The sequence below is a fragment of the Ruegeria sp. CDSC025 genome (assembly GCF_059610805.1).
This window is the reverse complement of sequence record NZ_JBXWOJ010000007.1, coordinates 1-13,356: the sequence shown is the minus strand read 5'-3', so window position 1 is coordinate 13,356 and position 13,356 is coordinate 1. Positions and strand designations below refer to the sequence as shown.

The 13,356-nt window shown below is 57.2% G+C and carries 14 protein-coding genes and 1 tRNA gene; 5 read left to right on the top strand and 10 right to left on the bottom strand.

The annotated features are described in order from the left end of the window. Nucleotides 1–44 precede the first annotated feature (44 nt). The 6 genes from AC2FH8_RS11510 to AC2FH8_RS11485 form a co-directional block, all read right to left on the bottom strand. A complete protein-coding gene (locus tag AC2FH8_RS11510) occupies nt 45–1,061 on the bottom strand; it encodes a Fe(3+) ABC transporter substrate-binding protein (RefSeq protein ID WP_496689815.1) in 1,017 nt (338 codons plus the stop codon). Between the two features lie 247 nt (nt 1,062–1,308). After that, a complete protein-coding gene (locus AC2FH8_RS11505) occupies nt 1,309–1,875 on the bottom strand; it encodes a hypothetical protein (RefSeq protein ID WP_271951874.1) in 567 nt (188 codons plus the stop codon). Between the two features lie 20 nt (nt 1,876–1,895). Continuing rightward, nucleotides 1,896–2,417, bottom strand: a complete 522-nt coding sequence (locus tag AC2FH8_RS11500) for a hypothetical protein (RefSeq protein ID WP_142639525.1) — start codon at nt 2,415–2,417, stop codon at nt 1,896–1,898. Further along, nucleotides 2,407–2,793 (bottom strand): hypothetical protein, encoded by a 387-nt coding sequence (locus AC2FH8_RS11495; RefSeq protein WP_271951870.1) that lies wholly within the window; start codon nt 2,791–2,793, stop codon nt 2,407–2,409. Before AC2FH8_RS11495 ends, AC2FH8_RS11500 begins: the two co-directional genes overlap by 11 nt. Before the next feature lie 185 nt (nt 2,794–2,978). Next, nucleotides 2,979–3,104 (bottom strand): type B 50S ribosomal protein L36, encoded by a 126-nt coding sequence (ykgO, locus tag AC2FH8_RS11490; RefSeq protein WP_008562923.1) that lies wholly within the window; start codon nt 3,102–3,104, stop codon nt 2,979–2,981. A gap of 90 nt (nt 3,105–3,194) precedes the next feature. Beyond that, nucleotides 3,195–3,269: transfer RNA gene (locus tag AC2FH8_RS11485), tRNA-Val, on the bottom strand. Between the two features lie 148 nt (nt 3,270–3,417). Between AC2FH8_RS11485 and AC2FH8_RS11480 the strand changes: the two genes are divergently transcribed. After that, nucleotides 3,418–4,278, top strand: a complete 861-nt coding sequence (locus AC2FH8_RS11480; RefSeq protein ID WP_142639521.1) for an N-formylglutamate amidohydrolase — start codon at nt 3,418–3,420, stop codon at nt 4,276–4,278. Between the two features lie 2 nt (nt 4,279–4,280). On the opposite strand, the gene AC2FH8_RS11475 is transcribed toward AC2FH8_RS11480, so the two are convergent. Then, nucleotides 4,281–5,534: a DNA polymerase IV gene (locus tag AC2FH8_RS11475; RefSeq protein WP_496689814.1), complete on the bottom strand. Its 1,254-nt coding sequence runs from the start codon at nt 5,532–5,534 to the stop codon at nt 4,281–4,283. A gap of 359 nt (nt 5,535–5,893) precedes the next feature. Continuing rightward, entirely contained in the window at nt 5,894–6,598 is a 705-nt protein-coding gene (gene pyrF, locus AC2FH8_RS11470) for an orotidine-5'-phosphate decarboxylase (RefSeq protein ID WP_142639517.1), read from the bottom strand. 139 nt (nt 6,599–6,737) lie between these two features. Here pyrF and AC2FH8_RS11465 point away from each other — a divergent pair, with 139 nt between their 5' ends. Together AC2FH8_RS11465 and clpB are read left to right on the top strand one after the other, a co-directional pair. After that, nucleotides 6,738–7,070 carry a hypothetical protein gene (locus tag AC2FH8_RS11465; protein WP_142639515.1) on the top strand — a complete coding sequence of 111 codons (333 nt, stop codon included), beginning with the start codon at nt 6,738–6,740 and terminating at the stop codon, nt 7,068–7,070. A 125-nt stretch (nt 7,071–7,195) separates the two neighbouring features. Further along, complete coding sequence (gene clpB / locus AC2FH8_RS11460; RefSeq protein WP_142639513.1) at nt 7,196–9,814, top strand: ATP-dependent chaperone ClpB; 2,619 nt, start codon at nt 7,196–7,198, stop codon at nt 9,812–9,814. A gap of 53 nt (nt 9,815–9,867) precedes the next feature. Here clpB and AC2FH8_RS11455 read toward each other — a convergent pair whose 3' ends face one another. Together AC2FH8_RS11455 and AC2FH8_RS11450 are read right to left on the bottom strand one after the other, a co-directional pair. Then, nucleotides 9,868–10,425: a class I SAM-dependent methyltransferase gene (locus AC2FH8_RS11455; protein ID WP_496689893.1), complete on the bottom strand. Its 558-nt coding sequence runs from the start codon at nt 10,423–10,425 to the stop codon at nt 9,868–9,870. A 112-nt stretch (nt 10,426–10,537) separates the two neighbouring features. Beyond that, on the bottom strand, nt 10,538–11,353 hold the full coding sequence (locus AC2FH8_RS11450; RefSeq protein WP_496689813.1) for a cyclase family protein: 816 nt from the start codon (nt 11,351–11,353) through the stop codon (nt 10,538–10,540). Nucleotides 11,354–11,607: 254 nt separating this feature from the next. On the opposite strand from AC2FH8_RS11450, the gene msrP reads away from it, so the two are divergent. Then, complete coding sequence (gene msrP / locus AC2FH8_RS11445; protein ID WP_496689812.1) at nt 11,608–12,510, top strand: protein-methionine-sulfoxide reductase catalytic subunit MsrP; 903 nt, start codon at nt 11,608–11,610, stop codon at nt 12,508–12,510. A gap of 4 nt (nt 12,511–12,514) precedes the next feature. After that, nucleotides 12,515–13,138, top strand: a complete 624-nt coding sequence (gene msrQ / locus AC2FH8_RS11440) for a protein-methionine-sulfoxide reductase heme-binding subunit MsrQ (protein ID WP_142639507.1) — start codon at nt 12,515–12,517, stop codon at nt 13,136–13,138. Nucleotides 13,139–13,356: the final 218 nt, after the last annotated feature.

The window sequence follows — 13,356 nt, the reverse complement described above, 5'->3', positions numbered from 1 at the left end:
AAGGGCGCAGAAAACTGCGCCCTTCTGCTCGATAGAATGAAAGATTACTTCCAGCCGGCCTCGTTAAAGATCTTCTGTGCCTCGGGGATGTTCTTGGCAACCTCGGACAGGTTGATCTCGTCGGCTTTGAACTCACCCAGCGCTGCCACGTTATCCGCAAGGGCGACGTCTTCGACCGCCGGGAATTCGTCATTGCCATTCGAGAAATAAACCTGTGCCTGATCGCTGGCGAGGTATTCCAGAAACTTGATCGCGTTGTCCTTGTTCGGAGCATTTGCGGCAACGCCAGCACCGGACAAGTTCATATGTGCGCCTTCGGCTTCTTGCGCTGGGAACTGGACGCCGATCATGTCAATCTCTGCGCTCAGGCCTTTGACGTCTTTACGCATTGCACGGGCAAAGTAGTAGGAGTTCGAAACGGCGATCTCGCATTCACCCGAAACAATGCCGCGCAGCTGGTCAGTGTCGCCGCCTTGCGGTTCGCGCGCCATGTTCGCGACCATGCCTTCGGCCCAGGTCTTGGCGGTTTCCGTGCCGTGGTTTGTGATGATCGAGGCCAGCAGGGTCTGGTTATAGGTGTTGCTGGACGACCGGATGCAGACCAGACCTTTGTATTCGGGCTTGGCCAGATCCAGATAAGACGCGGGCGGGTTGGTCACATCGGCCTTGTCAAAGAAGATGATCCGCGCGCGCTGCGAAAAGCCATACCACTGGTTGTCTTCGTCCTGCAGGTTGGCGGGAATACGTTCTTCCAGAACCGCGCTTTCGACCGGCTGCAGGATACCTGCGTTCTTGGCGCGCGCCAGACGCGAGGTATCAACGGTCAGCAAGATATCTGCGGGTGAGTTCGCGCCCTCGGCCTCCATCCGAGCAATCAGCTCGTCCGCTTTGCCTTCGATGCGGTTGATGGTGATACCGGTGGCCTCTTCGAAATCGGAATAGAGGCGTTCGTCAGTGTCGTAGTGGCGCGAAGAATAAAGGTTCAGTTCGCCCTCGGCAGCGGCAGAGGTCGCGATCAGGGCCGTCAGGGCGGCGGCAACGCAGGTAGAGGATTTCAGCATCATGTGTCCCAACATTGAAAATCGGCGCGGGTAATAACCCGACTGAAATGGTCAATTAAACGATTCTCAGGGGGATGCAAGAAATTCCGACAAAATTAGTTGGTCAAATCACCGCCAACATGTCGCTGGCTCCGACCAAGTGGTGCAGCACAGCGGGGCCTTAGGGTCGGCAAAGCCCATCCTGGCTACGCCGTCATGGCTGGCCTAGTCGTGTTGATTTAAAAACTGAAAGATCGAGAGACGCTGCTTAGCGCTTTCTCTGTCTTTTTTCAGGTTCAGGTGGAGACGGGTCCGGGACAGGTGCGGGGGCCGGCTCAGGGTCCGGGTCGTCGGTCAACACCGGTTCTTTTTTCAGCATGACCTGTGTGACAGCTTCCATGTATTTCTGCAGCAGGACCGGCGGATCGGCCGGGGCCAGTTTGATGGTCAGCCTGCTTGCGCCTTCTTGGCTGTAAGCATAGCGCGAGGAATAGCTGGCATTGACCTGCGCTGCGACAGGGCCCCAACCACCTTTGACCGAAGCGCTGCCCGCTTTTTCGGTTTGCTTAGTCATTGAGATCGCCATTTTGACCTCAATTTCGGCTTCTTGCACCGCGTAGAATGCGGGTAGAAAGCCCATGGAAACCAAACTGAATTCTTTGGGGGGGCCATTGGGATTGGACAGGTCCGGAAGCTGGATCTTCTGATCGGCCATATATTTGGCGACATCTGTAGAATGTCGATCCAACTCGGTCTGCGACTCGGCAACGGAAAGCGCAAGCTTTTGAACCATTTCCGCAAACGGGACGTTTAGCAGTTCCTGCCCGATACTCATTTCCAATCTCCTCTGTTAATTCAGTCTTTCTCAATAATTTGCGTGGCGGTCCGCCTCCTGACGGAAAAAGTGACCTTGGAAGCGTTCTGGCTGATCGCCTGTTTTCGGGCATTCGTCGCGATTTGGGCTTTGGTGCCGTCCTGACCCAACCCAACAACCGCTTCGACTTTGACGTTGTCGATGGTGAAATCACTGCTCCCATCAGACCCGGCGAGGATCTGTTCACCCAGGGCTTGCGAGAATTCCTGCGCGTTGACGACCTGTGTGTCAGGATCGTCCGCTCCCATTGCCGCGCGGCCCTCGGCCATCGGGTTCATCACCGGGTTACCCGCGCCCATCAACATGCCGCCGCTGCCTTCTTCCAGATCGTCGATCCGTTCTTGGAGGTCGTTGATCGTCTCGAGCAGCGCGACTTCGCGCGCCTCCATTGCCGTCATGCGGTTTTCAAGTGACTGAAGCAGAGTGGTGAATGCCTCGGGCATCTCGGTGACGCGGACATCTATGGGCGCTCTTTTTGGGGCTTTGACTTTCTTAGTTGCCATCATTGCCATCCAAAGATCTGCTCTCATCTACGGGACCGGGCGCGAAACGCATTCGCATCGTGGACGCGCTTTTGGAATCGAGCGTGTCTGTCTGAGTCAGCTTCGGGCCAAAAATAAAGGTGCCAATCCTGCTGCGTTGGCCTTCTTCGGTGGAACTGCTCATCTCCATGACGACCTTCAGTTCCACATCGACATCCTGCATGTGATAAAAGACCGGCGGGATGCCAAGATCGCGCAGTTCCTGGGGGTAGTTCTTCAGCGCTTTCAGCTGATCAATGCTAAGCTGTTCGGCCGCCTGGGCCACACTGCGGCCTATATCGGCTACCATGTCGGTCAGAGTTGTTCCGAATATCTTGTCCAGATCATCGTTGGCCAATCCGACCTCCCGTCATAAAATCACGGAAAGCGTAGCACGAGATCGCCCTATCACAACGTTGAATCTTAGAACCGAACTTTCTGAGCGAATTCCTGCAGTTCCGTCCGCATTACATCTGGTTGAAATGCCGGACAAAAAAAACCGCACCCGAAGGCGCGGTTCTTTGAATTCAGTATGTGCAGTTCTTAGCCCTGACGAGCTTTGAACCGACGCTGCGTCTTGTTGATCACGTAGACGCGGCCTTTGCGACGCACAACCCGGCAATCACGGTGCCGGTTCTTGAGCGAGCGGAGCGAGTTCTTGACCTTCATGGGTCTGTCTCCAATCTGCGGCGCCTTCATCAAGGACGTGGCCAGCGCCTGGGTTTGCGGGTGCCCCGGAAATCCGAAGCAGTGAGTTCATGGTGGGCGGTACAAGGATCGAACTTGTGACCCCTTCGATGTCAACGAAGTGCTCTACCGCTGAGCTAACCGCCCATGAAACCGTCGCGTGGCCAACCCCATAACGAAATGGGGCGCGGAACCCCGCGCCGGTAGCGGGGTCTATAAAAGGAGTCGCAAAAGGGTTCAAGGGGTTTGGTAGAACTATTTTCCGGTCTATGTTTGGTGCGAACAAGGAGTCGCCATGCAAAACGCTGCTTACCTACTGGATATGCCTGCCAAGCGCACGTCCTGTGTGGTTTTTTCCTCTCCGCATAGCGGTCGAAACTATCCAAATGGGCTGATGAAGCGATCGATTCTCAGCCAAGATGTGATTCGATCTTCCGAGGATGCTTTTGTGGATCAGTTGTTTTCATCAGCGGCGGACCATGGTGCGCCACTGATTTCGGCGATGATGCCACGCGCCTATGTCGATCTGAACCGCAGCGCAGAAGAGCTGGATCCAGCCCTTATTCAGGGCGCGCGCCGCCAAGGCCATAACCCGCGGGTAGCGTCCGGGCTGGGGGTGATTCCGCGTGTGGTCGCCAATGGTCGAGAAATCTATCGCGGTAAGCTGACCATGGATGAGGCGCGTCTGCGAATCGATACCTGTTGGCGTCCCTATCATGCCCGGATCAAATCGTTGTTGGCAGAGTCGCATCAGGAATTCGGGCAGGCGATTCTGATCGACTGTCATTCGATGCCGCACGAAGCCGTGGCCCTTGCGTCAACAGTCAATTCCAGACGTCCCGAGATCGTGCTGGGGGATCGGTTCGGTGCCTCTGCAGCGCCAGAGGTCGTCGAACAGATAGAGGCCGCTTTCGTCTCGGCGGGTCTGAGTGTGGCCCGAAATACGCCGTTTGCCGGGGCCTATGTGACCCAGACCTATGGACGCCCCAGCCGCCACCAGCATGCTGTACAGATCGAGATCGACAGATCCCTGTATATGGATGAAAGCAGGATCGAGCCGAATGACAATTTCGCTGCCTTCAAAGAGACCCTGGGCGAAATCATCATGGATATTGCGCGGATCGGACCTGAGCCGCTGCAGCTCGCAGCCGAATAACCTCAGCGCAGGGCACGTCCTTTGACGATGGCATCCGTCCCAAAACGGCGGCGAATCTCATCCGTGGCGCGTTCGGCCTGCGACCTGCGCGAGGCATCCGGATCCAGCAGATCCCCTGAAATATCCGCCTGATCCTCGGGGCACAGATCCGACAGGCCACACCCCAACAGCCGATAGGGGCCCTGATCACCAACCTTATCGAACAGCGCCCGTGCTGTGCGATAGATCCGATCGGCAATCTGTGTGGCATCGCGAAGAGAAACGCGTCGCGTAATGAGTTTGTGATTGGCTCTTTTCAGTTTGAGCGTCACAACCCGCCCGGCCAGCCCCTTGGCCTTGGCCCGATCCGAGACTTTTTCCGCCATCCGCCAAAGGTGCCCATCCAGAATGTCGGCATTGGCCGTATCCTCAAAAAAGGTCGTTTCGTTGCTGATGGACTTCATCGGTTCATGTGCCGAAACCCGGCGCTTGTCCTGACCGCGGGCCAGATGCCACAGCCGGTAGCCCATGGAGCCAAACCGCGCGGTCAGATCCTCTTGGTCCCAGCGCAACAGGTCCGAGAACAAGCGTATGCCTGCGCGGTCCAGCGATTCCTGCGCCGCAGGGCCTATGCCCCAGATCAGGCGCACTGGCTTGTCGTTCAGAAACGCGGATGTCTCTTCCTTGCCGATCACCGAAAATCCGCGCGGCTTGTCCAGATCGGATGCGACCTTGGCCAGAAACTTGTTATGTGACAGCCCGATTGACCCGGTCAGCCCCAACTCGGCCTTCATCCGCTTGACCAATCGTGCAAGCATGACGGCGGGTGGAGCGCCGTGCAGACGTTGCGTGCCGGATAGGTCCATGAACGCTTCGTCCAGGGACAGCGGTTCAACAATCGGCGTCAGCTCGTCCATCATCGACCTGATTTGGCGCGAAGCCTCGGCATAGACCGACATGCGCGGTTTGATCACGACAGCGTCGGGGCATAGTTGCAACGCTTTGAACATCGGCATTGCCGAACGGACGCCGCGAATCCGGGCTACATAACAAGCCGTAGAAACAACACCGCGCTTGCCGCCCCCGATAATGACGGGTTTGTCGGCCAGCTCCGGATTGTCCCGTTTTTCGACAGAGGCGTAGAAGGCATCGCAATCCATATGTGCGATGGACAGGTCAAACAATTCAGGATGCGTTTTGACGCGCGGGCTGCCGCAGACCGGGCAGCGGCGTTCCTTAGTCAGTTCTGTCAGGCAATCTCGGCAGAGGCCGGGCATTTTCTTTTCCCGTCTTCCATGCGGTCCGTAAGGTTCGGTGACTATATCATTCGCATGCCACGGGCAAAACCCGCACAGTGAGGGTAGGAACCAGATCTGCCAAAAGAAGGCCCCCCGCAAAGTGGCGGGGGGAGGTGACGGACCTCAGGAAGAGATGGTCCGCGGGGAGTATCACCTACTTAGATTCTCTCAAAATCGAATTTTTCGATAGAACCCAGTTCACACAGTGGAAACTCGTGTTTTGCATGTGTGTTTTGGGGCACAGGGACGATTTGGCGCGGATCAGGTGAAAAGTGACCTAAGGTCAACTGTTTGCGGGTTGTTCTTGCGAAAATTTAGCCTGATTTAGCCGGATTGCCCTAGTGTCGGGATAAGGAATTTAACTCTGCAAGCACCGCCTCTGCGGCGGCTTTAGGGTCTTGCGCCTGATAGATTGGGCGCCCGACGACGATGTGATCGGCACCATCACCGATGGCATTTGCCGGGGTTGCGACCCGTTTCTGATCTCCCAGAGCGGCACCGGCGGGCCGAACGCCGGGTGTCACGATCAAGCGGTTTTCGGCTTGGGGCAGGGCACGGATCAGCGCGGCCTCTTGCGGGCTGGCGATGACGCCATCGGCACCCGCCTCCAACGCTTTGGCTGCGCGTTCGACAACCAGGTCCCGGACATCGCCCGACTTCAGCAGGCTGGCATCCAGATCATCCCGGTTCAACGAGGTCAGGATGGTCACGGCCAGTATCTTGAGGTCTTTGCCAGACGCACCCTCTTTGGCGGCCCGCACCACGTGCGGGTCACCATGTACGGTCAGGAAATCCAAATCGAACTGTGCCAGACCGCGCACCGCATTTTCCACCGTATTACCGATGTCGAACAGTTTCATGTCCAGAAAGATGCGCTTGCCCTGATCCTGCTTTAACTCGTTCGCCAGGGCTAGCCCGCCCCCTGTCAGCATTCCCAGACCGATCTTGTAGAATGAGACACTGTCCCCCAACCTCTCGGCCAAGGCCAGACCGTCCAGGGCGTTGGGGACATCAAGGGCTACAATCAGGCGGTCATCGGACATTGGGGGCTCCTTTTTGGCAAACGTCTGCGTCCTAACGGTTTCGTGCGCTTCTGTCCATGCGCGCCTTGCGTGATTCAGATCACGGCAGAGGTTTCCAACTGTGCTATTATCGCGTTGTGCAACTGGGACGGAATTCGGAATGAGACAGTTTACGAAACCCACTATCGCAATCTGCGCGGGGCTGATGCTGGCCGGGTGTCAGGACATGGCGCTGGAAAAAGAGGCTGCTGATACAGTCCTGAGGTCTCCGACAAACGACAACCTCCGGCTGATTGGTGGTTATCGTTCGATGGATGATGACTGTCAGGTTACAGGGGAATCCGCCTTTACCGTGGATTTTCTGGATGACGCCGCCGATCTGGTTTCCTGCCCGACAGGCAGCGATGCGGCGCAATCGCTTGTCGATATGTACGGTGCGCGTTCTGTGGCGAAAACTGGGGGGTATACAGTTTATTCTGTGCCGCGTCGGTAGGTTGGATTCTGTTGGCAGACCCCTTGAACCGCGCAAGATATTTCCCAGATTGAATGTGAGGCCCAGACCGACGCGCGCTGCCAGGCGGGCGCGTCAAAACCGGGCGCTTAGAGAAGGAGCAAAATATGGACTTGAACAAGTTCACCGAGCGGGCACGAGGTTTCGTGCAGGCAGCGCAAACGATTGCGATGCGCGAGGGGCACCAGAGGTTGACCCCTGAACATATACTCAAAGCCTTGATGGACGATGATCAGGGGCTGGCCAGCAATCTGATCACCCGCGCAGGCGGAGCGCCCAGCCGTGTCGTTAACGCACTGGATGCGTCCATGGCCAAAATTCCCAAGGTCAGTGGCGATGCGGGCCAGGTTTATCTGGATGGTCAGACCGCCAAAGTTCTGGATGAAGCTGAAAAGATCGCCACCAAGGCAGGCGATAGTTTCGTGCCGGTTGAACGTATTCTGATGGCGCTTTGCATGGTGAAATCCAAAGCCAAGGATGCTTTGGAAGATGGCGCGGTGACGGCGCAGAAACTGAACGAAGCCATCAATGACATCCGCAAGGGCCGCACTGCTGACACCGCATCGGCGGAAGAGGGCTATGATGCGCTCAAGAAATACGCGCGTGACCTGACCGAAGCGGCGGCTGAGGGCAAGATCGACCCGATTATCGGGCGGGATGAGGAAATCCGCCGCTCGATGCAGGTTCTGTCGCGCCGCACCAAGAACAACCCCGTTCTAATCGGCGAGCCCGGCGTGGGTAAAACCGCGATTGCCGAAGGTATGGCCCTGCGCATCATCAATGGGGATGTGCCGGAATCGCTAAAGGATAAAAAGCTGCTCGCGCTCGACATGGGTGCGCTGATCGCAGGTGCGAAATACCGTGGTGAGTTCGAAGAACGCCTCAAGGCGGTTTTGACCGAAGTGACCGAAGCCGCCGGTGAAATCATCTTGTTCATTGATGAGATGCACACGCTAGTGGGTGCGGGCAAATCCGACGGCGCGATGGATGCTGCCAACCTGATCAAGCCTGCGCTTGCCCGGGGTGAGCTGCATTGTATCGGTGCCACCACGCTGGATGAGTATCGTAAATACGTGGAAAAAGACGCGGCTTTGGCGCGCCGGTTCCAGCCGGTTGTGGTTCAGGAACCGACTGTCGAGGACACGATCAGCATCCTGCGCGGTATCAAGGAAAAGTACGAGTTGCACCATGGTGTGCGTATCTCGGACTCGGCTTTGGTGTCGGCAGCGACCCTGTCGCATCGCTACATCACTGATCGCTTCCTGCCCGATAAAGCTATCGACCTTGTCGATGAAGCGTCGGCTCGCTTGCGGATGGAAGTGGACAGCAAGCCCGAAGAACTCGATCAGCTGGATCGCCAGATTCTGCAGATGCAGATCGAGGAACAGGCGCTGAAGCTCGAAGATGATGCGGCATCGAAGGATCGTCTGGAAACCTTGCAAAAGGATCTGGCCGATCTGCAGGAGCAATCTGCCGAGATGACTGCCCAGTGGCAAGCCGAACGTGACAAGCTGGCTGGTGCGCGCGATCTGAAGGAACAGCTCGACAAGGCACGGGCCGATCTGGAAATCGCCAAGCGCGAAGGCAACCTCGCCAAGGCGGGTGAGCTGTCCTATGGCGTCATCCCCGAGCTTGAGAAGAAGCTGACCGAAGCCGAAAACGCCGAAAGCAGCCAGATGATGGCCGAAGAAACGGTGCGCCCCGAACAGATCGCAAGCGTTGTCGAACGCTGGACGGGAATCCCGACCTCGAAAATGCTGGAAGGTGAGCGCGAAAAGCTGCTGCGGATGGAAGACGATCTGCATTCACGCGTGATCGGTCAGGATGCAGCGGTGACCGCCGTGTCCAACGCTGTGCGCCGTGCTCGTGCAGGTTTGAACGACGAAGGCCGTCCGTTGGGTTCGTTCCTGTTCCTCGGACCAACCGGCGTGGGGAAAACCGAGCTGACCAAGGCAGTGGCAAACTTCCTGTTCGACGACGACAACGCGATGGTGCGCATCGACATGTCCGAGTTCATGGAGAAACACGCGGTTGCCCGTCTGATCGGCGCCCCTCCGGGCTATGTCGGCTATGACGAAGGCGGTGTGCTGACCGAAGCCGTGCGGCGCAGGCCCTATCAGGTTGTGCTGTTTGACGAGGTCGAAAAGGCGCATCCGGATGTGTTCAACGTGCTGTTGCAGGTACTGGATGATGGTGTGCTGACCGATGGTCAGGGCCGTACCGTGGACTTCAAGCAAACGCTGATCATCCTGACCTCGAACCTCGGCTCTCAGGCGCTCAGCCAGTTGCCCGACGGTGCCGACAGTGCACAAGCGCGGCGGGATGTGATGGATGCGGTCCGGGCGCATTTCCGGCCCGAATTCCTGAACCGTCTGGACGAAACGATCATCTTCGACCGCCTGAAACGGGGTGATATGGATGGCATTGTCGATATCCAAATGGCACGCCTGCAAAAACGCCTGGCCGCGCGGAAGATCGAGCTGGTTCTGGACGACGGGGCTAAGGAATGGCTGGCCAACGAGGGCTATGACCCGGTCTTCGGTGCTCGCCCACTGAAACGCGTGATCCAACGCGCCTTGCAGAACCCGCTGGCCGAGGCGCTGCTGGCGGGTGAGATCAAGGATGGCGAGTCTATTCCGGTCACCGCCGGGGCCGAGGGCCTGATCATAGGCGATCGGCTGGGCACGTCTGAGCGACCACGACCGGATGATGCCGTGGTGCATTGAACCTAAACTGATTGTTGAATGGACCCGCTTGACTGGTGGGTCCATTCTTGAATTTACCCGCGTTTTTTTGCGACTAACCCCCGGCTTGTCCGAGAGGGTGGGCCAGATGGGAAAGAATAGACCGTTTCGCAATCAAAACCTGCTTCATCTAGCAGCTCTAAGATCTCCGCGCGCTGAAACGTTCTATGTCGCCATTGCAACCAGATGATGGCGTTACACCAATGTGGCTTTGATACCACCAAAAACAGGCGACCCCCCGGGCGCAGCAGTCTGTGAATGTCTTGCAAGGCTTGGGACGGATCTGCGCAATGTTCAATCACATGGGCCGCAAGAGCTACGCTCACGGGGTCTAGATTGACATTACCTAGCACCCCTTGGGCTAGTTCTGGTTCGACCCCCCGCGCCCGCAGAGCCTTTTGGCCTTGCCTGATCATCCCCGCGCTGGGTTCAAGTAAGGTTATCCTGGCCGGTTTTCCGTGGACCGCTACCCAGGCCTCGGCGAAGGACGCAGTGCCAGCCCCAATATCGACCACATGTGTCACGTCGTCAGCGACAGGCAATCTCGAGGTCAGGAATTCTAGGTAGCCATCATAGTACCCAAGCGCGCGCATCTTGTCCCGCCACCGGGGCGCGGCTGTATCGTAACGATGCGTGATTTCGGCAATGGGTTTGGGCATTGGTCCGTGCTTTGAAGGTATGCTGTATCACTAGTGCATCGTGGCTTTAGACCAACGCGAATATCCGTGCCGGACCTCCGGTGCCGCCAGCATGTTTCGGTGCGCCGATGACCAGCGTGGCCCCCGCGGTCGGAACCCGATCCAGGCCCGCAAGGCATTCGATGCCAAACCGGCCCGAGGGCAGCCAGGTATAGTGGGTGGCGAAATCAGCGGACATGCCGTGATCCAGCGACAGGGTATCCACCGCAATCGACCGCGCGCCGGTGTCTTCCATTAACATCTGCGCCGCTTCGACGTGAAACCCTGGATAGTGCTGCGCCTCACCGTCGAAATTGCGGAACCCGTCCGTGGCGGTCTTGCCGGACCAACCGGAATGCATCGCTACGCAAGCGCCGTCGGGGATGTCTCCGTTGGCCGCAATCCACGCCTTCAGATCGTCCGGGGTAACGCGGGTGTCGGCGTCTTCGGCCGCGCGGGCGGCGATATTGACGACACAAAGCGGCGCGACCAGATCGGTCACCGGGATCTCATCAACCGACATGCCATCTGCGGAGAAATGCAGGGGCGCATCTATATGCGTGCCGGTATGTTCGTTGATCGACAGATTGAACAGGTTAAAGCCGTGATCCGCGAAGTTGAACGCCTGTTCGGCCGAAATGCCGGGTTCGCCTCCCCAGGTCGGAAAGTCGGGGCTGAGCGTATGGGTCATGTCCTCGACCCCGCCATGACCTGCGGCCAGCGCTGCTGGTGCAATCGCTCCGGTGGTCGCAGCCGCAACGCTCGTGGCGGCAGCAGCTTTGAAGAAACTCCGCCGCGACAGCATTCTGTCTTTGACGGCATTCATAACGCAGATGTCACACATTCTTCTTCTCCCACTGGTGGATTTCAATCGTTGGATGGGTCGTCCATCTTTTCCCTTGTTGGTAATACCTGCGGCCCAGCCTGCATTTTTGAGGCCTGCGTTGTAAAGGTGGTGACCACAGGTGGTGCCGCGACAACAGCCTCACCCCCTTGATACGTTACAAACTGGTCGCTCAATCGTGAGGCCTGTTTCCTTGGCTCTATGCTATCAGCAGACTACCTCACCTCAGAGGATGTATGAAGACGGAGACTTAGATGGCGCATCGCTGGACCAACACATTGACACATGCCGACGTCACCCCCCGGGCGGCGTTTCTGAACCGGCGCCAGATGATGGTCGGGATGGCGGGTGTCGGATTGGCAGGGCTGGCGCAGGGGGCAACCGCGCAAGAGGCGCTGGAGCCGAATACCTGGGAAGAGATCACCGGTTATAACAATTATTACGAGTTTGGTACGCGGAAAGAAGATCCTGCAAAATACGCCTATACTCTTGTTACTGAGCCGTGGAGCATCAAAATTGACGGTCTGGTGGACAAGCCCGGCGATTACAATTTCAAGGACATCCTGTCCGAAATGACCGTCGAAGAACGGATATACCGGTTTCGCTGTGTCGAGGCATGGTCGATGGTGATCCCTTGGAACGGGTTTGAACTGGCCGACCTGCTGAACATGGCCGGTGTTCAGGAAGGCGCCAAATACGTGGCCTTTGAAACCGCTTATCGTCCAGATGAAATGCCGGGTGTTCAGTATCCGGTTCTGGACTGGCCGTACCGTGAAGGTCTGCGGCTGGACGAAGCAATGCACCCGCTGACCCTGATGGCCACTGGTATTTATGGCCGGCCGATCCCGAACCAGAACGGCGCACCATTGCGTCTGGTGGTTCCGTGGAAATACGGGTTCAAATCCATCAAGTCGATCGTTCGCATTACGGTGTCAGATGTTGAGCCACCGACAAGCTGGAACATGGCCGGTCCGCGCGAATATGGTTTCTATAGTAACGTGAACCCCAATGTGGATCACCCGCGCTGGTCGCAGGCCTCGGAGCGTCAAATCGGCGGTGGGCTGTTTGCCAAGCGCATCCCGACGCTCATGTTCAATGGCTACGAGGACGAGGTCGCCGGGCTTTACGAAGGCATGGATCTGTCCAAGCATTATTGAGAGTATGAGCGCGCTGAACCAGATATTCCGTCGGATCCCTGATTGGGCCGTCTATTTGCTGGGGGTCCTGCCGGCACCCTGGCTGTTCTATCAAGGGCTGACCGGAGGTTTGGGTGCCGACCCGATTGAGGCTCTTGAGCATAAGTACGGCAAACTGGCATTGCAGTTTTTGATTGTTGTTCTGGCTATATCGCCCCTGCGCAGGTTTGTCGGCGTGAACCTGATCAAGTTCAGGCGGGCGCTGGGCGTTTTGACATTTATATATATCAGTCTGCATCTTTTGGTTTGGCTGGTATTGGATGTGCAGGCCCCCGGGCAGATCTGGGCGGACATCCTGAAGCGCCCCTATATAACTGTGGGTATGGCGGCATTTGTTCTGACGCTGCCACTGGCCGTGACGTCGAACAACTTTTCAGTACGGCAGCTTGGCCCGGGCTGGCGCGCGCTTCAGCGTTTGGTCTATCCGGCAGCAGTTCTGGGGGGCGTGCATTATGTAATGCAGGCCAAAGGATTTCAGATCGAACCCTTGATCTATTTGTCCGTGATTTTGGCTTTGCTTGCTTTGCGCCTACCGATCTCGACCCTGATGAGCCGATTCCGAGGTGCGATTCCGCCCGACTCGGCCTGAGTCTGCCAGCAAGCCTGTGCGAAACACAATTTTCCGTACGCATCTTGGCGGTTGGTCGCCGTATTTGGGCGCGGTTCTATTTGTAAGCATTTGTTTTATTTCAGTAAATAATTGTTTTGAAGATTTTCGAGAGTTTCGGGAATTTTCTGCTTGCGGTGTATGTTTGTAATGCTTAGAACCCCCTTCACCGGCGCTGCTGAGGCGCTTGTGACACACTG